This is a genomic window from Streptomyces sp. ITFR-6 (genome assembly GCF_031844725.1).
Lineage (GTDB): Bacteria > Actinomycetota > Actinomycetes > Streptomycetales > Streptomycetaceae > Streptomyces.
Genome location: NZ_CP134612.1, coordinates 5,336,370 through 5,356,949, shown reverse-complemented (window position 1 = coordinate 5,356,949; position 20,580 = coordinate 5,336,370). Strand labels below are relative to the sequence as shown.

General features: G+C 70.2%; 15 protein-coding genes. 6 read left to right on the top strand and 9 right to left on the bottom strand.

Going from position 1 to position 20,580, the window contains the following annotated elements; translation table 11 throughout:
* Positions 1–13 precede the first annotated feature (13 nt).
* Positions 14–631, bottom strand: coding sequence for a TetR/AcrR family transcriptional regulator (locus RLT59_RS24500; RefSeq protein ID WP_311305391.1), 618 nt, complete (start codon positions 629–631; stop codon positions 14–16).
* A gap of 118 nt (positions 632–749) precedes the next feature.
* Here RLT59_RS24500 and RLT59_RS24495 point away from each other — a divergent pair, with 118 nt between their 5' ends.
* Together RLT59_RS24495 and RLT59_RS24490 are read left to right on the top strand one after the other, a co-directional pair.
* Positions 750–1,706: an ABC transporter permease gene (locus RLT59_RS24495; RefSeq protein WP_399126011.1), complete on the top strand. Its 957-nt coding sequence runs from the start codon at positions 750–752 to the stop codon at positions 1,704–1,706.
* Positions 1,699–2,478 (top strand): ABC transporter ATP-binding protein, encoded by a 780-nt coding sequence (locus RLT59_RS24490; RefSeq protein ID WP_311305390.1) that lies wholly within the window; start codon positions 1,699–1,701, stop codon positions 2,476–2,478. The genes RLT59_RS24495 and RLT59_RS24490 overlap by 8 nt, the downstream gene beginning before the upstream one ends.
* A gap of 103 nt (positions 2,479–2,581) precedes the next feature.
* Here RLT59_RS24490 and RLT59_RS24485 read toward each other — a convergent pair whose 3' ends face one another.
* Complete coding sequence (locus RLT59_RS24485) at positions 2,582–7,615, bottom strand: NAD-glutamate dehydrogenase (RefSeq protein ID WP_311305389.1); 5,034 nt, start codon at positions 7,613–7,615, stop codon at positions 2,582–2,584.
* A 442-nt stretch (positions 7,616–8,057) separates the two neighbouring features.
* On the opposite strand from RLT59_RS24485, the gene RLT59_RS24480 reads away from it, so the two are divergent.
* The gene (locus RLT59_RS24480; protein ID WP_311305388.1) at positions 8,058–8,624 is read left to right on the top strand and encodes a DJ-1/PfpI family protein; all 567 of its coding nucleotides are present in this window, start codon (positions 8,058–8,060) and stop codon (positions 8,622–8,624) included.
* Between the two features lie 64 nt (positions 8,625–8,688).
* Here RLT59_RS24480 and RLT59_RS24475 read toward each other — a convergent pair whose 3' ends face one another.
* On the bottom strand, positions 8,689–9,360 hold the full coding sequence (locus RLT59_RS24475; RefSeq protein WP_311305387.1) for an HAD family hydrolase: 672 nt from the start codon (positions 9,358–9,360) through the stop codon (positions 8,689–8,691).
* A 71-nt stretch (positions 9,361–9,431) separates the two neighbouring features.
* Positions 9,432–9,938 (bottom strand): DUF6912 family protein, encoded by a 507-nt coding sequence (locus tag RLT59_RS24470; protein ID WP_311305386.1) that lies wholly within the window; start codon positions 9,936–9,938, stop codon positions 9,432–9,434.
* A 289-nt stretch (positions 9,939–10,227) separates the two neighbouring features.
* Here RLT59_RS24470 and RLT59_RS24465 point away from each other — a divergent pair, with 289 nt between their 5' ends.
* Positions 10,228–10,647 (top strand): Rv3235 family protein, encoded by a 420-nt coding sequence (locus tag RLT59_RS24465; RefSeq protein ID WP_311305385.1) that lies wholly within the window; start codon positions 10,228–10,230, stop codon positions 10,645–10,647.
* A 401-nt stretch (positions 10,648–11,048) separates the two neighbouring features.
* Here the strand turns inward: RLT59_RS24465 and secA are convergent, their stop codons facing one another.
* Positions 11,049–13,886 carry a preprotein translocase subunit SecA gene (secA, locus tag RLT59_RS24460; protein WP_311305384.1) on the bottom strand — a complete coding sequence of 946 codons (2,838 nt, stop codon included), beginning with the start codon at positions 13,884–13,886 and terminating at the stop codon, positions 11,049–11,051.
* 241 nt (positions 13,887–14,127) lie between these two features.
* On the opposite strand from secA, the gene RLT59_RS24455 reads away from it, so the two are divergent.
* Positions 14,128–14,715: a GNAT family N-acetyltransferase gene (locus RLT59_RS24455; protein ID WP_311305383.1), complete on the top strand. Its 588-nt coding sequence runs from the start codon at positions 14,128–14,130 to the stop codon at positions 14,713–14,715.
* 52 nt (positions 14,716–14,767) lie between these two features.
* Positions 14,768–15,943: a winged helix-turn-helix domain-containing protein gene (locus RLT59_RS24450; protein ID WP_311305382.1), complete on the top strand. Its 1,176-nt coding sequence runs from the start codon at positions 14,768–14,770 to the stop codon at positions 15,941–15,943.
* A 33-nt stretch (positions 15,944–15,976) separates the two neighbouring features.
* On the opposite strand, the gene RLT59_RS24445 is transcribed toward RLT59_RS24450, so the two are convergent.
* The 4 genes from RLT59_RS24445 to RLT59_RS24430 form a co-directional block, all read right to left on the bottom strand.
* Positions 15,977–16,732: a response regulator gene (locus tag RLT59_RS24445; protein ID WP_311305381.1), complete on the bottom strand. Its 756-nt coding sequence runs from the start codon at positions 16,730–16,732 to the stop codon at positions 15,977–15,979.
* A gap of 186 nt (positions 16,733–16,918) precedes the next feature.
* Positions 16,919–17,608 carry a ribosome hibernation-promoting factor, HPF/YfiA family gene (hpf, locus tag RLT59_RS24440; protein WP_311305380.1) on the bottom strand — a complete coding sequence of 230 codons (690 nt, stop codon included), beginning with the start codon at positions 17,606–17,608 and terminating at the stop codon, positions 16,919–16,921.
* 321 nt (positions 17,609–17,929) lie between these two features.
* Positions 17,930–18,658, bottom strand: coding sequence for a ComF family protein (locus tag RLT59_RS24435; RefSeq protein WP_311305379.1), 729 nt, complete (start codon positions 18,656–18,658; stop codon positions 17,930–17,932).
* Positions 18,659–18,760: 102 nt separating this feature from the next.
* Positions 18,761–20,530: an LpqB family beta-propeller domain-containing protein gene (locus tag RLT59_RS24430; protein ID WP_311307841.1), complete on the bottom strand. Its 1,770-nt coding sequence runs from the start codon at positions 20,528–20,530 to the stop codon at positions 18,761–18,763.
* Positions 20,531–20,580 lie beyond the last annotated feature (50 nt).

Genomic DNA, 20,580 nt, shown 5'->3' with positions numbered 1-20,580 from the left:
CTCGGGCCCGCGCTCAGCGGGTGAGCGCGGCCACCGCAGAGGTCGCCAGGTCGTCCAGGTATCCGGCGGGCAGCTCGCCCCTGACCACCGCGAGGCGCCAGTAGAGCGGGCCGACGATCAGGTCGAGGGCGCGGTCGGGGTCGCTGTCCTCCGGCAGTTCCCCGCGCGCCACCGCGTCCCGTACGACGACGGCGGCGATGCCCTGCTGGGGGTCGAGCAGGGCGGCCTTGATGGTGGCGGAGATCTCCGGGTTGCGGGCCGCCTCGACGAGCAGGTCCGGGATGACCTGGGAGGCGAGCGGGTGGCGCAGGGCGTAGGCGGCCAGTTCGAGCACGGCGCGCACGTCCCCGTACAGCGAGCCGGTGGCCGGGGCGGGCATCCCCTGCACCGCGACGGCGGAGACCAGGTCCAGGACCAGGTGCAGCTTGGACTTCCAGCGGCGGTAGACCGCGGTCTTGCCGACGCCCGCGCGCCGGGCGATGCCCTCGATGGACATCCGGGCGAACCCGACCGCGGCCAGCTCCTCGAAGACCGCGCTGCGGATCGCATCGGTCACGTCCTCGCGCAGCACGGCGGCTCCGGCGGGGGCACGGCGGCGGCTTCCCGGCTCTGTGGTCATGGCCCGAATCATAGTCCGTTACGACGAAACGGTTGCGTTGCGACGTCTCGGCGTCCTACCCTCGGCGTTGCGACGATACGGTTGCGTTGCGTCGCTCGTGTGTTCCCGCCCCTCGACGAAAGCGATCGTGGTGAGCCAGACAACAGCCCCGGCGGCGCCGGTGACCCAGGCGGCCCCGGTGGTCACCCCGCCGGCCGCGTCCCTTCCCGTGTACGCGCCGGGAGAGCTCGCCGCCCTCGCGGCCCGGCACGGGCTGACCGTGAGCGGCGCCCGGCCGTCCCTTCCCGCGTACGTACGGGAGCTGTGGGGGCGGCGGCACTTCATCACGGCGTTCGCCACCGCCAAGCTGACCGCCCAGTACAGCCAGGCGAAGCTCGGCCAGATCTGGCAGATCATGACCCCGCTGCTCAACGCGACGGTCTACTACTTCATCTTCGGCGTCCTGATGAAGACGAAGCACGGCGTCCCCGACTACGTGCCCTTCCTGGTCACGGGCGTCTTCATCTGGACCTTCACCAGCAGCTCGATCACCGCGGGCACCCGCGCGATCAGCGGCAACATCGGGCTCGTCCGGGCCCTGCACTTCCCGCGCGCCTCACTGCCGGTCGCCCTCGCCCTGCAACAGCTCCAGCAGCTGGTCTTCTCGCTGGGCGCGCTGGTGCTGATCCTGCTGGTGTTCGGCCAGTACCCGCAGCCCTCCTGGCTGCTGGCGCTGCCGGCCCTCGCCCTCCAGGCCGTCTTCAACACCGGCATGTCGATGGTCATGGCCCGGCTCGCCGCCCGCACCCCGGACATCGCCCAGCTGACACCGTTCATCCTGCGCACCTGGATGTACGCGTCGGGCGTCATGTGGAGCATCGGCACGATGCTCCAGGGCGACCGGGTCCCGCACGCGGTGAAGCTGGCCCTTGAGGTCAACCCGGCCGCCGTCTTCATCGACCTGATGCGGTTCGCGCTCATCGACAGCTTCGACGGCGGTCAGCTGCCCCCGCACGTGTGGCTCATCGCCACGGGCTGGGCGCTGGTCTGCGGCGTGGGCGGATTCATCTACTTCTGGCAGGCAGAGGAGAGTTACGGACGTGGCTGACAGCACTTCGCCCGCAGTACCGACGGTCGTCGTCGACGACGTCCACATCACGTACAAGGTCAACGGCGCCCGCACCGGCAAGGGCAGCGCCACCTCGGCCCTCAGCCGGCTCGCCTCGCGCCGGCAGTCCCCCGGGGTGCGCGAGGTGCACGCCGTGAAGGGGGTCAGCTTCGCCGCGTACAAGGGGGAGGCGATCGGCCTGATCGGCTCCAACGGCTCGGGGAAGTCGACGTTGCTGAAGGCCATCGCCGGGCTGCTGCCCGCCACCAGGGGCCGCGTCCACACCCAGGGCCAGCCCTCGCTGCTCGGGGTGAACGCCGCGCTCATGAGCGATCTGACCGGCGAGCGCAACGTCGTGCTCGGCGGACTCGCGATGGGCATGACCCGCGCCGAGATCCGCGAGCGCTACGAGGAGATCGTGGAGTTCTCCGGCATCAACGAGAAGGGCGACTTCATCACCCTGCCGATGCGCACGTACTCCTCCGGCATGGGCGCCCGGCTGCGCTTCTCGATCGCCGCCGCCAAGAACCACGACGTCCTGCTGATCGACGAGGCGCTGTCCACGGGCGACGCGAAGTTCCAGCGCCGCAGCAAGGACCGGATCATCGAGCTGCGCCAGCAGGCGGGCACGGTCTTCCTGGTGAGCCACAACAACAAGTCGATCACCGAGACCTGCGACCGGGCGATCTGGCTGGAGGCGGGAACGCTGCGGATGGACGGCCCGGCGAAGGAAGTGGTCGCCGCCTACGAGAAGTTCACCAAGAAAAAGTAACGCCCACACCCCAACCGGTCCCGTTCAGGCCCGTCCGGCGATCGACGACGAGGCGGCCACCGGGTCCGCACCCGGCAGCCGCCTCGCCCTCATCTCCGTACCGCTACACGTGCGTACGCAGCAGCGTCCGCATCGTCCGCATCGCCACCGAGAGGTTCGCCAGGTCGAACGCGTCCGACCCCTGGATCTCCTCCAGCGTGGAGCGCGACCGCGTCAGGATCGCCGCGTTCTTCTCCTCCCACGCCTCGAACCGCTCCTGCGGCGTGGCGGAGTCCTCACCGACGCTCAGCACGTCACCGGTGAGCGCCGCGTGCGCGGCGTACAGGTCCTCACGGATGGAGGCACGGGCCATCGACTGCCAGCGGTCGGCCCGCGGCAGCTCGATGATCCTGTCCATCAGCTGGGTGATGGACAGCCGGTCCGCGAGGTCGTAGTACACCTCGGCGACGGCCAGCGGGTCCGTCCCCGTGCGGTCCGCGATCGCCACGATGTCGAGCGCCGGGAAGGCGGACGAGAATCCGGCGACGCGTTGCGCCAGCTCGTCCGGGACACCCGCCTCCGTGAGCTCGTCCAGGATCGACCGGTACCACTCCTGGTCGGCGCCCATCAGCATCTTGGGCAGCTCGGCCCAGACCTGCTCGACGCCGGCCCGGAAGAAGTCGATCGTCCCGGCGATCTCCAGCGGCTGCGGCCGGTTGCCGAGCAGCCAGCGCGAACCGCGCTCGACGAGCCGCCGCGAGTGCAGCCTGATCCGGGTCTGCACATCGGCGGCCACCCGGTTGTCGAGCGCCTCCACGGCGTCCCACACCGTGGCGAGCCCGAAGATCTCGCGGGCCGCGACCTGCGCCCGCACGATCTCCTCGATCGAGGCCCCGGTCTCCTCCCGGAGGCGGTGCAGGAACGTTGAGCCGCCGCTGTTCACCGTGTCGTTGACCAGCACCGTGGTGATGATCTCGCGCCGCAGCGCGTGCCCGTCGACCGCCTCGGGGAACCGCTCGCGCAGCTGCCGGGGGAAGTAGGCGTGCAGCAGCTTCTGCAGGTACTCGTCGTCCGGCAGGCTGGTTCCGACGAGCTCCTGCGCCGCGGTGATCTTCGTGTAGGCGAGCAGCACGGCCAGCTCGGGCTGGCTGAGCCCCTTGCCGGCGCTCAGCAGCTCGCGGATCTGCCGGTCGGTGGGCAGGAACTCCAGCGCCCGGTCGAGATGTCCGTCGCGGCCCAGCCGGCGCATGAAGCGCTGGTGGGCGTGGAGCAGCGAGGGCGCCTGGGCGACCGCGTTGGCGAGCGCCGTGTTCTGCGCGTAGTTGTTGCGCAGCACCAGGTGGCCGATCTCCTCGGTCATCTCGGCCAGCAGCTTGTTGCGCTGCTTGACGGTCATGTCGCCGTCCCGCACCAGACCGTTGAGCAGGATCTTGATGTTCACCTCGTGGTCGGAGGTGTCGACGCCGGCGCTGTTGTCGATCGCGTCGGTGTTGATCCGGCCGCCGGTACGGGCGAACTCGATCCGGCCGAGCTGGGTGGCGCCGAGGTTGCCGCCCTCACCGACGACTCTGGCCCGCAGGTCCTCGCCGTTGACGCGGATCGCGTCGTTGGCCTTGTCACCGACGTCCGCGTTCGACTCGGCGGAGGACTTGATGTACGTACCGATGCCGCCGTTCCACAGCAGGTCGACGCGCGCCTTGAGGATCGCCTGCATCAGGTCGGCGGGCGTCATCTTGGTGACTCCCGGCTCGATGCCGAGCGCCTCGCGGATGTGCGCGTTGACGGGGATCGACTTGGCGCTGCGCGGGTGGATGCCACCGCCCGCGGAGATCAGCTCCTTCTTGTAGTCGGCCCAGGAGCTGCGCGGCAGGTCGAAGAGACGGCGCCGCTCGGCGTACGAGACGGCGGCGTCGGGCTTCGGGTCGATGAAGATGTGCCGGTGGTCGAAGGCCGCGACGAGCCGGATGTGCTCGGAGAGCAGCATCCCGTTGCCGAACACGTCACCCGACATGTCACCGACGCCGACGACGGTGAAGTCCTCGGTCCGGGTGTCGTGGCCGAGCTCCCGGAAGTGCCGCTCGACGGACACCCAGGCGCCCCGGGCGGTGATGCCCATGCCCTTGTGGTCGTAGCCGGCCGAGCCGCCGGAGGCGAACGCGTCACCCAGCCAGAAGCCGTAGGCGACGGCGACCTCGTTGGCGATGTCGGAGAACTTCGCGGTGCCCTTGTCGGCCGCGACGACGAGGTAGGTGTCGTCCTCGTCGTGCCGGACGACCCCCTTGGGGTGCACGACCTCGCCGGCCACCATGTTGTCGGTGATGTCTAGCAGCGCCGAGATGAAGGTGCGGTACGAGGCGATGCCCTCGGCCAGCCAGGCGTCGCGGTCGACGGCCGGGTCGGGGAGCTGCTTGGCGACGAAGCCGCCCTTGGCGCCGACCGGCACGATGACGGTGTTCTTCACCATCTGCGCCTTGACCAGGCCGAGGATCTCCGTACGGAAGTCCTCGCGCCGGTCCGACCAGCGCAGGCCACCGCGGGCGACCTTGCCGAACCGCAGGTGGACGCCCTCGACCCGGGGCGAGTAGACCCAGATCTCGAACGCCGGGCGGGGGGCCGGGAGGTCGGGGATGGACTGCGGGTCGAACTTCATCGACACGTAGTTGTGCGGCTTGCCGCTGTCCGCGCGCTGGAAGAAGTTGGTGCGCAGGGTGGCCTTGATGACGGTGAGGAAGGACCGCAGGATCCGGTCCTCGTCGAGCGAGGCGACCTGGTCCAGGGCCCCGTCGAGCTCTTCGAGGAGCCCGTCGGTCAGCTCGGTGCCCGCGCTCTGGCGCTCCGGCGCCATCCGGGCCTCGAAGAGCGAGACCAGCAGCCGGGTGGTGTGGACGTTGTTCTGGAGAGTGCTCTCCATGTAGTCCTGGCTGAAGGTCGATCCGGCCTGGCGCAGGTACTTCGCGTAGGCGCGCAGCACCATCGCCTGGCGCCAGTTCAGACCGGCGCTCAGCACCAGCGCGTTGAAGCCGTCGTTCTCGGCCTCGCCGGTCCACACGGCGGCGAAGGTCTCCTGGAACCGCTCGCGGGCGTCGTCGGCCAGGTAGCCGCCGTTGCCGGTGGCCTGCGGCATCCGCAGCCCGAAGTCGTAGATCCAGGCGTGCGTGCGGTCCGCGCAGCGCAGCTCGTACGGGCGCTCGTCGACGACCTCGACGCCGAGGCGCTGGAGCGCCGGGAGGACGGCGGACAGGGAGACCTGCTCGCCGGTCCGGTAGATCTTGAAGCGACGCTCGCCCGGGGCGGAGCCGACCGGCTCGTACAGGCTGAGGGCGAAGTCCCGCTCGTTCTCCTTGAGGGCTTCGAGGTGGACCAGGTCGGCCACGGCGGCACGCGCCGAGTGGTCGGCCTTGTAGCCCTCGGGGAACGAGTGCCCGTACTGGCGCAGCAGCTCGGCGGCGCGCTCCTCGCCGCACTCGGCGTTCAGCGCCTCCTGGAACCCGTCGGCCCAGGAGCGGGCGGCCTCGACGAGCCGGGCCTCGATGCGGTCGGCCTCGGCGTCGGTGAGGGTGGTCAGCTCGCTGCCGGGGGCGACCCGGACGACGAAGTGCAGCCTGGAGAGGATCGATTCGGTGTTCCAGGCGGTGAAGTCGACGCTGGTGCCGTTCAGCTCCTCCTTGAGGATGTCGATCAGCCGGAGGCGTACGCCGGTGGTGTAGCGGTCGCGCGGCAGGTAGACGATCGCGGAGTAGTAGCGCCCGTACTCGTCCTGCCGCAGGTAGAGCCGGAGCCGGCGCCGCTCCTGGAGGTAGAGCACCGAGGTGACGATGGAGCGCAGCTGGTCGGGCGGCGTCTGGAACAGCTCGTCGCGCGGGTACGTCTCCAGGATCTGGAGCAGGTCGCGGCCGTCGTGGCTGTTGTACGTGAAGCCGGCGCCCTCCAGCACCTCCGCGACCTTGCGGCGGACGACGGGCACCCGGCGCACGGACTCGGTGTAGGCGGCGGACGAGAACAGTCCGAGGAAGCGGCGCTCACCGATGACGTTGCCCTCGGCGTCGAACTTCTTCACGCCGACGTAGTCGAGGTAGCTGGGGCGGTGCACGGTCGCCCGGCTGTTCGCCTTGGTCAGGATGAGGAGCTTGTGCTCCCGGGCCTTGGCGCGGGCGTCGGCGGGCAGCCGGTCGAAGGAGGGGCTGACCGGGTGCGCCTCGTTCTCCGTGTGGTGCGGGTCGGAGCGCAGGATGCCGAGGCCGGTGCCGGGTACGGCGGCCAGCGCGTCGGAGTCCTTCAGTTCGTACTCGCGGTAGCCCAGGAAGGTGAAGTGGTCGGCGGCGAGCCAGCGCAGCAGTTCCCTGGCCTCGTTCACCTCGTCGTCGGCGAGGTCGTCGAGCGGTTCGCCGGGCAGGTCGTCGGCGATGCGCAGCGCGGCGTCCCGCATCTTCTCCCAGTCCTCGACGGTCTCCCGTACGTCGGACAGCACGCGCAGCAGGTCGGACTGGATCTGCTGGAGGTCGGCGCGGTCGGACTCGCGGTCGATCTCGACGTGGATCCAGGACTCGACGAGCGCGTCGTGCGGGAGCTCGGCCTTGGCGTCCTTGGCCCCCTTGGCGTTCTTGCGCCCGTTCTGGGGACCGGTCGAGACGCCGGCGCCGTCGGTGAGGACCTCGATCAGCTTGCCGGCCACATCGCGGCGGACGATGACCTGCGGGTGGATCACGACGTGGATGCCGCGCCCCTGGCGGGACAGCTCATTGGTGACGGAGTCGACCAGGAACGGCATGTCGTCCGTGACGACCTCGACGACGGTGTGCGTGCACGTCCAGCCGTTCTCCTCGACGGTCGGGGTGTGCACCCGGACGTTCGCCGTGCCCTGCGGGCGGTTCTCCGCCAGCCGGTAGTGCGAGGAGGCGGCGCCGAAGACGTCGACCGGGTCCCGGCCGCCGATGTCCTCCGGAGCGGTGTGGAGGTAGTAGCGCTGGAGGTAGGCGAGCAGTGCGTCCTGGCCCGGACGCTCCTGCCCGGCCCCGTCGCCGTTGTCGGCCCCGGTGGCCGCGACGTGCACCCGGGGGGAACCCCCCGGGCCACCGACACCACCACCTGGGCTGTTGTCAGCTACCTTGGCGGCCCGTGCGAGCAGCTCGGCCTTGGCTTCGTCCAGCTTGGTCTGCATGTCCTCTGGCTCCTGTCGCGCGCCGTTGCGTGACGTAGGTGAAAAAGACGACGTACCGCCACGACACGGGGTTTCCGGTCTGAGTCGACGCTATGCCGCTATGAGAGACGCCCGGGACCTTATTGGCCATTTTTGGCAGTCGGGCCGGGCCGAGGGGATCAGTCGGGGCCCGGGTGCTGTGGCACTCCGGGCGAAGGCCGGGGGCTTCACAGCCCCCGAGGGCTATCGCGCTGATCACGGGGTCCAGGCTATCTCCCCCGGCCCGGTAACCGTCACGAGCCGGATGTGTACAAAAGAAAGCCCCAGACTTTGACACTCTGGACAGCGCGTCGAGCCGGTGAGTCGCACTCTGGTAGCCGGAGCCGGTAGCCCGAAGAGGCGTCCGGCACCGGTATCCGGAACAGGCATCCGGAACAGGCCGACGAACCGTGGGAGCCCCGCCATGGCACCGAAGATCCTCATCGTCACCGGCGACGCCGCCGAGTCCCTCGAAGTCCTCTACCCGTACCAGCGGCTGCGCAAGGAGGGCTACGAGGTCCACATCGCCGCCCCCACCCGCAAGACGCTCCGCTTCGTGGTGCACGACTTCGAGCCCGGTTTCGACACGTACACGGAGAAGCCCGGCTACACCTGGCCCGCCGACCTGGCCTTCGCGGACGTCGACCCGGACGACTACGTCGCCGTGGTCGTCCCGGGCGGGCGCGCTCCCGAGTACCTCCGCAACGACGCCCGGCTGCGCGAGATCCTCAAGGCCTTCTTCGACACGGACCGCCCGGTGGCCCAGATCTGCCACGGCCCGCTGATGACGGCCGCGGCGGGCGCGCTGAAGGACCGCCGGGTCACGGCCTATCCCGCGCTGGAACCGGACATGGAGTCGGCCGGAGCCGCCTTCCAGGACACCGAGGTCGTGGTGGACGGCACCCTGGTGTCGTCCCGCGCCTGGCCGGACCACTCGGCCTGGATGCGTGAGTTCCTGACCGTGCTCCGCGCGAAGGCCCCGGTCGCCTGACGACGGGCCGCGCGGGCGTCGCCGCCGCTCCTGCCACCGGTCCTGCCGCCGCTCCCGTGGGCTCCTACGCGACGAGCCGCTCGGCCAGGGCCGCCGCTTCGGCCAGGGTGTCCACGACGGGCACCCCGGCCGCCTCCAAGCTGGTCCGGCTGTGCGAACCGCCGGTGTAGAGCACCGCTCTCGCACCGACGTGGGCGGCGGCCACCGCGTCGTCCACCGCGTCACCGATGATCACCGCGTGCTCCGGAGATATCCCGCCCAGTGCCGCGAAATGCCGCTCCATGTGCTGCGCCTTGCTGCCGCCGGAGCGCCCGGTGCGGCCGTCGACGCGCACGAAACGCGGCTCTATGCCGTATCCCCGCACCACGGGGACCAGCTCGTCGTGGCCGTACATGCTCAGCAGGGACTGGCTCCGGCCGGCCTGCTGCCACTGCGAGAGCAGCTCCGCGGCCCCCGCCGTCAGCCCGCAGCCGCCGCGCTGCTCGGTGTAGTGGCGGTGGAAGACAAGATCCATCCGGTCCCACTCGGCCTCGGTGGGCAGCCGGCCCATCAGCCGTTCGTAGAACCGGGGTATCGGTATGCAGTACATCTCCCGGTACTGCTCCAGGGTGATCGGCGCCACGCCGACCTCCCCGAAGGCGGCGTTGGTCGCGCCGACGACCGCGAGATTGTCGTCGAGCAGTGTGCCGTTCCAGTCCCAGACCAGATGTGTGCGGTATTTCCCCTGCGTCCCCATGCCAAGAAAAATACCCGTAGCCACCGACAACCGGCGAAGCAGCGGCCCTGCGGCCTCCCGCTCGGCTCGGCTCAGCCGATCAGGTTGGGAATCTCCTGGATCCCGAACCACAGCAGCTCGTGGTCCTCCGCGCCGTCCACGGTGAACTGGGCGTCGTCGTCACCGAGGTCCGCCGCTCCCAGCGCGGCCGCGGCCGCCGTGACGTCCTTGTCGGCCTCGTCCGAGTCGACGTGCACCGCGGCCGCCTTCGCCAGCGCCACCGCGGGGGCGATCGTGACCTCGCCGAGCGAGGAGGCGTCCAGGATGTGATCCGGGTCGGCGACCGCGTCCCCGTCCGGTACGTCGACCGCGACGACGACGCGGCGGCGGGCGGCGCCCGGGTCCCCGGCGATCAGCCGCAGCGAGGCGGACGCGGCCCGGTTGAGCGCCGCGTACTCCAGCTCCTCGATGTCGTCGGAGACGTACCACTCGCGCAGACCGGGGGTCACCGCGTAGGCGGTGAGCGGGCCGGGGCCCAGTTCGCCCGCCCGGTGCGCCGCTGCGAGACCGGAGAGGGTCAGGGGGACGTACACGCGCATGGCTTGGCCGCTTTCGTAGTCGGAGACGCCCTCAGGATACGTGCGGCGTCCCCCTTTGGGGTTACCTGTACGGCCCCCGCCCCGTCCACCCGGCGACCGCCACTCACCCTGCCCGCCCCGTCCCCGCTCCCCGCTCCGTACCGGGTCCGCCACCCGGATAGGTGAATTCCGGGCCCGCTGCCCCGCGCCCTCGGAGGCTTGCGGCCGGTCCGCCGCCCCCGTAGAAGGTCCACAGCAGAAGTTACCGCCCGGTATTTGCCGGGCCTCTGAAGCACGGGGGCGATGAGCAGTGACCATGAACAGGACCCGGCCCGCCGGACGGCACGACGCACGCAGGCCCGAGACCGTCCCCTCGCAACGCCTCCGGACACCCCGGCGCGTCCGCCCCCACCAGTGGTTCGCGGAACGCCTCCTGGCCGTCCTCAGCGGCCAGCGCCCCGTCCACTGGATGCTCGGCCACACCATCGGCGAGGCCTACGACCAGCTGGCCGAACTGGCCCCCGCCACACCCCTCAGGAGCCATGGCGCCCGCCCGGTGATCCGCATGTGCCGGGGCGCCCAGCCGGCCCCAGGGGTGGTGGAGGCCTGCGCGAGCATCGCGGCGGGCGAACAGGTCCGGGCCATGGCCTTCCGCCTGGAACAGGGCCCCGACCTCCGCTGGCGCTGCGCCGCGGTGGAACTGGGCAGCGCCCCCGCCCGCCGCCCGTGACGAGAGGACCCCACCACCGGCCCGTACGAGCCCGATCGCAGCCCTCACCACCGAATCCCACACCCGCACCACCGCAAAGCCCTCACAAGCCCACACAGACCCACGCACCCACCTTCCACAGTCCTCCCCTAACTCCCCCGCCGCCCCGGCCCTCCGGCCTCTACCCACCCCTCCACCCCACACCCAGCCCCTCCGCCCCATCCAGCCCCGCCGGCGTTTGAGGCGCGGGGTCCGGGGCGGAGCCCCGGTTTCGGGAAGGGGCGGGGAGGGGACGAGGCCCGCCGCAGGCGCCCCACCCACCCCACCACCGCAGCCACCACCACCAGACAGAACGGCCGGGGCCGGGCACCCAAACGGTGCCCGGCCCCGGCCGTAATCCAGATCGAAGCGATCAGCGCGCGCTACTTCTTGCGGCGCCGCCCACTCCCACCACTCTTCTGCGCCTTGCGCCGCTCAGCCCGAGTAAGCCCGTCGGACTCACCCCCGGCCCCCGCACCCGCACCGACCGCGTCACCGTCGACGTTGGAGAAGTCGCCCTCGACGACACCGCCCTCACCGTCCACCGTGGGAGCGGAGAAGTGCAGCCGGTCGGGACGCTGCGGAGCGTCGAGCCCCTTCGCCCGGATCTCCGGACGCGCCGCCGGAACGGCGTCCTCCTTGGTCAGCGAGGTCGCCGCCGCGTCCTGCACCGGCACCTCCTCGACCTGCTGCTCGACCTGGACCTCCAGGTTGAACAGGTAGCCGACGGACTCCTCCTTGATGCCCTCCATCATGGCGTTGAACATGTCGAAGCCCTCGCGCTGGTACTCGACCAGCGGGTCCTTCTGCGCCATGGCCCGCAGCCCGATGCCCTCCTGGAGATAGTCCATCTCGTAGAGGTGCTCACGCCACTTGCGGTCCAGCACGGACAGCACCACGCGCCGCTCCAGCTCGCGCATGATGTCGGAGCCGAGCGTCTTCTCACGCTCGTCGTACTGCTCGTGGATGTCGTCCTTGACGGACTCCGCGATGAACTCGGCGGTGACCCCGGCGAGATCCCCGGCGGCCTCCTCCAGCTCGACGACCGTCACCTTCACCGGGTAGAGCTGCTTGAACGCGCCCCACAGCCGGTCCAGGTCCCACTCCTCCGCGAAACCCTCCGCCGTCTCCTGGCGGATGTAGTCGTCGATCGTGTCGTCCATGAAGTGACGGATCTGGTCCTGGAGGTCCTCGCCCTCCAGCACCCGGCGCCGCTCGCCGTAGATGACCTCGCGCTGCCGGTTGAGCACCTCGTCGTACTTCAGGACGTTCTTACGCGTCTCGAAGTTCTGCTGCTCGACCTGCGACTGGGCCGAGGCGATCGCCCGCGTCACCATCTTGTTCTCGATCGGGACGTCGTCCGGCACATTGGCCATAGACATCACCCGCTCGACCATCTGCGCCTTGAACAGGCGCATCAGGTCGTCGCCCAGCGACAGGTAGAAGCGGGACTCGCCCGGGTCGCCCTGACGGCCGGAACGACCGCGCAACTGGTTGTCGATACGGCGCGACTCGTGCCGCTCGGTGCCCAGGACGTAGAGCCCGCCGAGGTCCTTGACCTCGTCGTGCTCGGCCTTCACCGCCTGCTCGGCCTTCTCCAGCGCCGCCGGCAGCGCGGCCGCCCACTCCTCGACGTGCTCCACCGGGTCGAGTCCGCGCTGACGCAGATCCGCCTCCGCCAGGTCGTCGGGGTTGCCGCCCAGCTTGATGTCCGTACCGCGGCCGGCCATGTTCGTCGCGACGGTGACGGCGCCCTTGCGGCCGGCCTGCGCGATGATCGGCGCCTCCCGGTCGTGCTGCTTGGCGTTGAGGACCTCGTGCTGCACACCGCGCTTGGAGAGCTGCTGCGAGAGGTACTCGGACTTCTCGACCGAGGTGGTGCCGACCAGGATCGGCTGGCCCTTCTCGTGCTTCTCCGCGATGTCGTCGACGACGGCGGCGAACTTCGCGACCTCGGTGCGGTAGATCAGGTCCGACTGGTCGGCCCGGACCATCGGCCGGTTGGTCGGGATCGGCACCACGCCGAGCTTGTAGATCTGGTGGAACTCGGCGGCCTCGGTCATCGCCGTACCGGTCATGCCGGAGAGCTTGCCGTAGAGGCGGAAGAAGTTCTGCAGGGTGATCGTGGCGAGGGTCTGGTTCTCGTCCTTGATGTCCACCCCTTCCTTCGCCTCGATCGCCTGGTGCATGCCCTCGTTGTAGCGGCGGCCGGCGAGGATACGGCCGGTGTGCTCGTCGACGATCATGACTTCGCCGTCGATGACGACGTAGTCCTTGTCCTTCTTGAAGAGTTCCTTGGCCTTGATCGCGTTGTTGAGGTACCCGACGAGGGGGGTGTTCACCGACTCGTAGAGGTTCTCGATGCCGAGCCAGTCCTCCACCTTCGCGACACCGGGCTCGTGGATCGCGACGGTCCGCTTCTTCTCGTCGACCTCGTAGTCGCCGGTCTCCTCGATGCCCTTGAGCGGGTTGCCCGCCTCACCCTTGGTGAGCCGGGTGACCAGCTTGGCGAAGTCGCCGTACCACTTGGTGGCCTGGTCGGCGGGGCCGGAGATGATCAGCGGCGTACGGGCCTCGTCGACCAGGATCGAGTCGACCTCGTCGACGATCGCGAAGTTGTGACCGCGCTGGACGAGCTCGTCCTGCGACCACGCCATGTTGTCGCGGAGGTAGTCGAAACCGAACTCGTTGTTCGTGCCGTACGTGATGTCGCAGCCGTACTGCTCGCGGCGCTGGGCCGGAGTCATGTTGGCGATGATGCAGCCGACACTCAGCCCGAGGAACTTGTGGACCCGGCCCATCATCTCCGAGTCACGCTCGGCCAGATAGTCGTTGACCGTGATCAGGTGCACGCCCTTGCCGGAGAGCGCGTTGAGATACGCGGGCAGCGTGCCGACCAGGGTCTTGCCCTCACCGGTCTTCATCTCGGCCACATAGCCGAGGTGCAGGGCTGCGCCGCCCATCATCTGAACGTCGTAGTGGCGCTGTCCGAGGACTCGCTTGGCGGCCTCACGGACGGTCGCGAATGCTTCGGGAAGCAGGTCGTCCAGGCTCTCGCCGTCCGCGTACCGTTCCTTGTACTCGTCGGTGAGCGCCCGCAGCTCGGCGTCGGAGAGGTTGACGAAGTCCTCTTCGATGGAGCTGACCTGGTCCGCGATGCGGTGCAGTTTGCGCAGGATCTTGCCTTCGCCTGCACGCATGAGCTTGTTGAAGACGGACACTGAGGCTGGTCTCCTTGCCGGTCGGGCCTGGCACTGGGTCGTGTTATGGACTCTGGCACGGGCACGGCAGGTGGGCCCCACCGCAACGGCCATCGTAAGCGAGGACCCCGCCGCGCCGGGAGGGCTGCCACTGCCTTGAGCTCGCAGTGCCCTCCCGGATCAACGGACGAAGGGCGCCGAAGGTGCCGGGAAGGGCGAAAAGTGCTCGCCCTCCGCCCCGGCCGGTCAGCAGAATCCGTACATGGAACCGATCACCCTCACCACCGACCGTCTGCTGCTGCGCCCCTTCGCCCCGGGCGACGCGGCCGAGGTGTACGCCGCCTGTCAGGACCCCGACATCCAGCGCTGGACGGTCGTCCCCTCGCCGTACGGCCGCAGTGACGCGGAGCTCTTCACCGGCCGGCTCTCGCCCGCCGGCTGGCAGGACGACTCCATGTACAACTTCGCCGTCGTGCTGCGTGACGGCGGGGCGCTGACCGGTGCGCTCGGCCTCAACCGAGGCAACCAGCCGGGCACCTACGAGGTGGGTTTCTGGGCCGCCGGGGAGCATCGCGGCCGCGGCTACATGACGGAAGCGGTCCGCCGCGCCGCCCACTGGACCTTCACCGCGCTCGGCGGGGACCGGCTGGAGTGGCGGGCCGAGACGGGCAACGTCCCCTCACGGGCCGTGGCGCTGCGGGCCGGCTTCGTCATGGAGGGCGATCAGCGCTCGGGACTGCTCAACAAGGGGGTGCGACGCGATACGTGGACCGGCGCGCTGCTCCCGTCCGACCTCGGGCTGCCGGGGACCTGCGCCTACCTTCCGGCGAGCACCCCCGTCCGCCCGTGAGCGGGGCGAAGGCCGGGCCGGAGTGTCAGTGCCGCCCTCTAGGGTTCGAGGCATGACGCCTGTGCAGCCTCCCGCAGTCGAACTCTCCGCCGATCAGGCCCGCAGGATCGCCCTGCGCGCCCAGGGCTTCCTGGGCGCTCCGGACCGCCGGGCCGGGGTGCCGGGCGTGCTGCGGCATCTCGGCGCCGTCCAGCTCGACACGATCTCGGTGCTCGCGCGGTCGCACGAGCTGATTCCGTACGCCCGCCTCGGCGCGGTCGGCCGGCGCCCGGTCGAGGAGGCGTACTGGTCGGGCGGCCGCGCCTTCGAGTACTGGTCGCACGCGGCGTGCGTCCTGCCGGTCGAGGAGTGGCCGCACTTCGCCTTCCGCCGCCGCGCCTACCGCGCGCGCCCGCAGTGGCACCACGACCTGCCGGACGGCGCGTACGAGACGGTCATCAAGCAGTTGCGCGCCGAGGGACCGCTGACGGCCACGGAGCTGGGCGGTGCGAACAACGGCGGTGAGTGGTGGGACTGGTCCGCCTCGAAGGTCGCCGTCGAGCGGGCCCTGATGTACGGCGAGGTGGTGTGCACGGAGCGGCGCGGCTGGAAGCGGGTCTACGACCTCGCGGAGCGCGCCCTGCCCGCCTCCGTGCTCCACGACGATCTGGACGACGCGGAGTGCGTGCGCCGGCTGGTGGCGCTCGCCGGGCAGTCACTGGGTGTGGGCACCCGCGCGGACATCGCCGACTACCACCGGCTCAAGGCGGAGCAGTTCGACGCGGTGGTCGCGGACTCCGGCCTGGTGCCGGTGGCGGTGCGGGGCTGGACGAAGCCGGCCTGGGCCGATCCGGCGGCGCTGGCCTCCGAGCCGCGCGGCCGGCACCGTACGACGCTGCTGTCGCCGTTCGACTCGCTGGTCTGGGAGCGGGCGCGCACCGAGCGGATCTTCGCCTTCACCCACCGGCTGGAGGCCTACGTCCCCAAGCCCAAGCGGGTCCACGGCTACTTCGCGATGCCCCTGCTGGCGGGCGGCAGGCTCCAGGGCCGGGTCGACCCGGCGCGCGAGGGGACGACGCTGGTCGCCCGGCAGGTATCCCTGGCGGGGCCGAAGGCCGTGCCGCCGATGGCGGAGGCGCTGGTCGAGGCGGCCTCCTGGGTCGACTGCACGGATGTCCGCCTGGAGCGGGTCGACGCACCGGAGCTGCGCGGACCGCTCACCCGGGAAATCGCCCGCCTTCTGGCATAGCTCCAGGCATTCCCAGGCCTTTACCCGGCCCGGTCACCTGATCTCAAGGATTTTCTCTCGCATGGCGTAGACCACGGCTTCCATCCGGGAGTGCAGCTGGAGCTTCTCCAGAATGTTGCGGACGTGGTTCTTCACGGTGTTCTCGGAAATGAAGAGTTCCTTCGCGATATCGCGATTGTTCATGCCCGTGGCGACCAGTTTGAGGACTTCGAGCTCACGCTCGGTGAGCCGGGGCGCCGGTACCAGCCGGCGTTCGTCGGTCCGCTGAATCATCGACTTGAACTCGGTGAGCAGTTTCGACGCCATGGACGGGCTGATCTGGGACTGCCCGTCCGCCACCGCACGGATCGCCGTGGCGACCTCGTCCGTGGAGATCTCCTTGAGGAGGTAGCCGGTGGCGCCCGCCTTGATGGCGTCGTAGAGGTCGGCCTCCTCGTCGCTGATCGTCAGCATGATGATCTTCGCGCTGGGGGCCACCTCCTTGATGGCGGTGCAGGCCTCGATGCCGCCGCGTTTGGGCATCCGTACATCCATCAGCACGATGTCGGGCAGCAGATCGGCCGCCTTGTCCACGGCTTCCGCCCCGTCCCCGGCCTCACCGACGACCTGGATGTCCTCCTCCTGAGCGAGGACGATCTCCAGCCCTCTGCGGAAGAGGGCGTGATCGTCGACCACGAGGACCCTGATCGGTTCCTTGCCCGAACCGCCGTCATCGTCCGTTCCGGTGCGGACACCGGAAGCAGCGTCGGCATCATTCGCATCGCGCACGGGCCCGAAGGTGTCCGCCATCGTTCCTCCCCCTGAAGGCCACGGCCTGAAGTTCACAAACTCTCCGCCAACGGCAGTTCACACAGCACAGATTGGCTTGGGCCGCCATGATTTCATGCCTGGACGTCAGAGCGGTGATCCAGTGGTCGCACGCCGGTGCCCCTGGGGGCGCACATGGCGCTCCAGGGGCACCACGGATTGGTGCTGTCAGCCACCGAGCGCCCCACCCGCGCCGCCCGCCTCGTCGGCGGCCAGCGGGTCGGTCCTCAGGTGGATGACGCCGTAGTCGTACGCGTGCCGCCGGTAGACGACACTCGGTTCCTTCGTGTCGGAATCGACGAACAGATAGAAGTCGTGTCCGACCAACTCCATCTCGTACAGCGCTTGGTCGAGCGACATGGGTGCCGCGACATGCGTCTTCTCGCGCATCACCAGCGGTCCTTCGCCCTGCACCTCAAGCGAGCCGATCCTGGTGGTGGGCACGGGCTTCGCACCTTCGTCGGCGATCAGCTCGCCGTCGCCGTTGAACGAAGCCGCTTCCGGTACTACTTCACCGACCTCGGCGGCCGGGGTGCGGCCCGAGCCACGACGGCTGTAGCGCTTGTCGTGCTGCTTGCGCAGCCTGGCCTCCAGCTTGCCGGTGGCCAGGTCCAGCGCTGCGTACGGGTCGCCTGCGGCCGCTTCCGCCCTGATGACCGGTCCACGCGAGCGGAGCGTGATCTCCACCCGGTCGGAACGGTCGGCCTGACGGGGATTCGGCTCCTTGGACACCTCCACGTCGAGGCTGATCACCTTGCCGTCGAACTTCTGGATCTTGTCCAGCTTCAGCTTCTCGGCCACGTGCTTGCGGAACCGCTCGGGCACCTCGGTCTTGCGGCCCTTGACGACGATGTCCACGCAGAACTCCGTTCCCGGATCGCTCCGCTCGGTGGCGGAGCATCTCCCTTTTGCACCAGGCCCCGGTGGTAACCGGAGCCGCGGACTCGGTGGGTTCCACCTCCTCCTCCCCCGGCGGCGAGGTCTGCACCCCACCGAATTTCCGGTTCTGAACTGCTGGTGGGTCACCTGCCCGAAACCTGGTAGTGCATTCGCCGAGGTCTGGCATTCACCATTCCTCACAACCGAACATAGCCTGCTCGGCCGCCTGTCGGCACCCGCTACTCGCACGTACCTCCGTTCAGGTCTTTTTACCCACTCACTACCTGCAACGATGCAAGTTCAGTTCCAGTTCCGGTTTATTTCGAAGGCGGACGGAGATACTGCGACGACGGCCGCCCGGCGCACCCCGGAACCCGTGCGTTCCGGCCCTGCCGCCCGGTCGATCGCGCGTGCCGCCTCGGCCAGCGAGGCGCCCGTGGTGAGCAGGTCGTCGACCAGCACCACCCGCCCGGTGCCCAGCAGCCGCCCGCCTCCGGGCACCACCTGCAGCGCCCCCGCCAGGTTCACCCGGCGGTCCCCGGCGCCGAGCCCCGACTGGTCGGCCACCCGACGCCGCTGCCGCAGCACCGCCGCCACCGAGGCCGGGGTGCCCGCGCGCCGCAGTTCCGCCGCGGCCGCCAGCGCGATCCGGCGCGTCGGATCATGCCCGCGCGCCGCCACGGCCCGGCGCGACGAGGGGACCGGCACGAGCAGCAGCGGTCCGGGAAGCGGCGGCGGGCCCGCTCCGGCCCTCACCGCACCCGCCAGCGCCTTGCCGAGCGCCCCCGCCAGGCCGAGCACGCCCCGCTCCTTGTGGGCCAGGAGCAGCGCACGTACCGCGTTCTCGTAGCAGGCGGCGGCAAGCACGGCGGGCAGACCGGCCGGCTCGGGATCGGGGCGCACTCGGCGCGGCGGTGCACCGTGGAGCTGGGCGGCGCACTCCTCGCACAGCTCGGTCCGCGGTCTGCCGCAGCCCCCACAGGCCACCGGCAGGACCAGTCCGGTGATCTCCCGCCACCACCCGCGCATGTCTCCACTGTGCCCCCGCCGGGGCCGTCGGACCACCCCTGTGGAAAACCTCCCGGGACCGGCGGACGGGCCCCGCGCCGAGGGGCTCGCGCGCTATCGGCGTCAGCCCGGGTAGACCAGCGCCGAGCCCTCCTTGAGGACCGTCTGCCAGTTGTCCCCGGGCAGCAGCTTCACTATTCCGTCGCCCTGGGTGTCCGCCATCAGCGGCAACTGCTCGTCGTCCGCCGCGGCGATCGCCCGCACCTGGTTCACCCCGGGGAGCACACCGGAGGACGGTGTCGAGCCGTCCGCCTGCACATAGCGGACCTGCTGCACGCCGCCCTGCTCCTTGCCGACCACCACGAGGCGGCTGCCGCCCGACCACGACATCGCGGTCACATCCGCCAGCTGCGGGGCCGCCTGCCGCAGATCCACCACGGAGACCTGCTGCTTGTCCTGCGGTCCGCGGCGCTCGATCCGGCCGATCTTGAGCGTCGTGTGGCCGTCACTCGTCAGCAGCAGCGCGATGCGCACTCCGTCCGAGGACAGCCGCAGCCCCTTGATCCGGCTGCCGTTCAGACTGGGCACCGTGACCTCCTGCGGCTTGCCCGCGCCACCGGCCAGCCGCAGCAGCCGGGGATTGTCCGGGTTCCGGTCGGCGACCCAGAGGTCGCCCCTGCCGTCCCAGCTGGGGGCCGTCAGGCGGTTGTCGGCGCCGCTGGCCCCGCTCGTCACCGCCGGGGCCGGCAGCTGGCCGTCCTCGGTGATGGAAGCCACGTAGAGCGCGTCGCGATGCTGTGAGAGCGCCGCCGCCAGCTGCTCGTCCCGGGCCACGCCGACCTCGCTCACCCGCGCCGTGCCCGCGCCGAACGGTCCGGGCACCGGCTCCGGTTCCCCGCTGCCCCGGGTGCTCCCCGGGATGCGCTGCACATGCCCCTTGGCATCGACGAAGTACTGGCTGTCGGGCCCGCCGGAGGAACCGTCGGGGGCGTACTCCTCCGCCTGGTCGGAGCCGAGCACGCACAACGTCGAACCGTCCGAGCGCTGGAGCTCCACCTGCTCGACCCGGGCCGAGGTCAGGTCCCGGAGGGTGAAGAGCACCTGCGACGCCATCATCCGGCAGGAGCGCTGGCCTGCCCCGTCCGCCTTCTTGTCGAGCGGGACCTTCAGTACGTTGCGGTCGTCGGGCGTCAGCGAGACGACGTCCTTCCGCAGCTTCGTCCCGGCCGGGAAGCGCGATCTGACCACCGGCCGCAGCCAGTCGGTCGGGCCCCCCAGGAGGCTGCGGACCGCCTGTGTGACGGTGTCCATCCCGGTGGTGGGGTCCGTCCGGTTACGGATGTAGACGGGGTCGGCGACGAGTGTGGACTCCGCCTCGGACAGCCCGGTGGCGAAGTAGAACTTGTTGACGGAGCGGTAGAGCCGCTTGAAGTCCGACTGCCCGAGCACCAGGCCGTCGGGCACCGTGTCGATGCGCCACTCCTTGCCGTTCGGCCCCTTCCGCCGCACCAGATGGAGGGCGCCGGAGTAGTCCGCCGGGGCCAGCGGCTGGTACGCGTTCTGCTCGTCGACCGTCGCCACCTTCTCGCCGGACAAGGTGTAGCTGACCTCGGTGGTGGAGCGGTCGCTCTCGTGGACCGGGCGGTCGCTCCGGTTCGGCGCCTTGGCCAGCACGGTGGTGAGCGCACTCGGCTTCCAGGACTTCGACGCCTCCGGCGTGAGGTATTTGCGCGTCGTCCGGAAATCGGAGTCGTCGCTGGTCATCGACTCCAGGAAACCGTCGACCACCTCGTTGGGCGTGGCACCGTCACGTGGTGCGACCGCGTACACCTGCACCTGGGAATCGCCGGGCTGGGAGGCGTCCACCGCCTTGACGTCCCCGGTGACGGGCATCGAGCCGCATGCGGTGAGCAGCAGCGCGCCGCATCCCAGCAGCACGGTCA

Bases quoted from the DNA above. Each gene is read 5' to 3' on its own strand.
- RLT59_RS24500 (WP_311305391.1), bottom strand. From the start codon at position 631: ATGATTCGGGCCATGACCACAGAGCCGGGAAGCCGCCGCCGTGCCCCC.
- RLT59_RS24485 (WP_311305389.1), bottom strand. From the start codon at position 7,615: ATGCAGACCAAGCTGGACGAAGCCAAGGCCGAGCTGCTCGCACGGGCC.
- RLT59_RS24480 (WP_311305388.1), top strand. From the start codon at position 8,058: ATGGCACCGAAGATCCTCATCGTCACCGGCGACGCCGCCGAGTCCCTC.
- RLT59_RS24475 (WP_311305387.1), bottom strand. From the start codon at position 9,360: ATGGGGACGCAGGGGAAATACCGCACACATCTGGTCTGGGACTGGAAC.
- RLT59_RS24470 (WP_311305386.1), bottom strand. From the start codon at position 9,938: ATGCGCGTGTACGTCCCCCTGACCCTCTCCGGTCTCGCAGCGGCGCAC.
- RLT59_RS24455 (WP_311305383.1), top strand. From the start codon at position 14,128: ATGGAACCGATCACCCTCACCACCGACCGTCTGCTGCTGCGCCCCTTC.
- RLT59_RS24450 (WP_311305382.1), top strand. From the start codon at position 14,768: ATGACGCCTGTGCAGCCTCCCGCAGTCGAACTCTCCGCCGATCAGGCC.
- RLT59_RS24445 (WP_311305381.1), bottom strand. From the start codon at position 16,732: ATGGCGGACACCTTCGGGCCCGTGCGCGATGCGAATGATGCCGACGCT.
- RLT59_RS24435 (WP_311305379.1), bottom strand. From the start codon at position 18,658: ATGCGCGGGTGGTGGCGGGAGATCACCGGACTGGTCCTGCCGGTGGCC.
- RLT59_RS24430 (WP_311307841.1), bottom strand. From the start codon at position 20,530: ATGCCCGTCACCGGGGACGTCAAGGCGGTGGACGCCTCCCAGCCCGGC.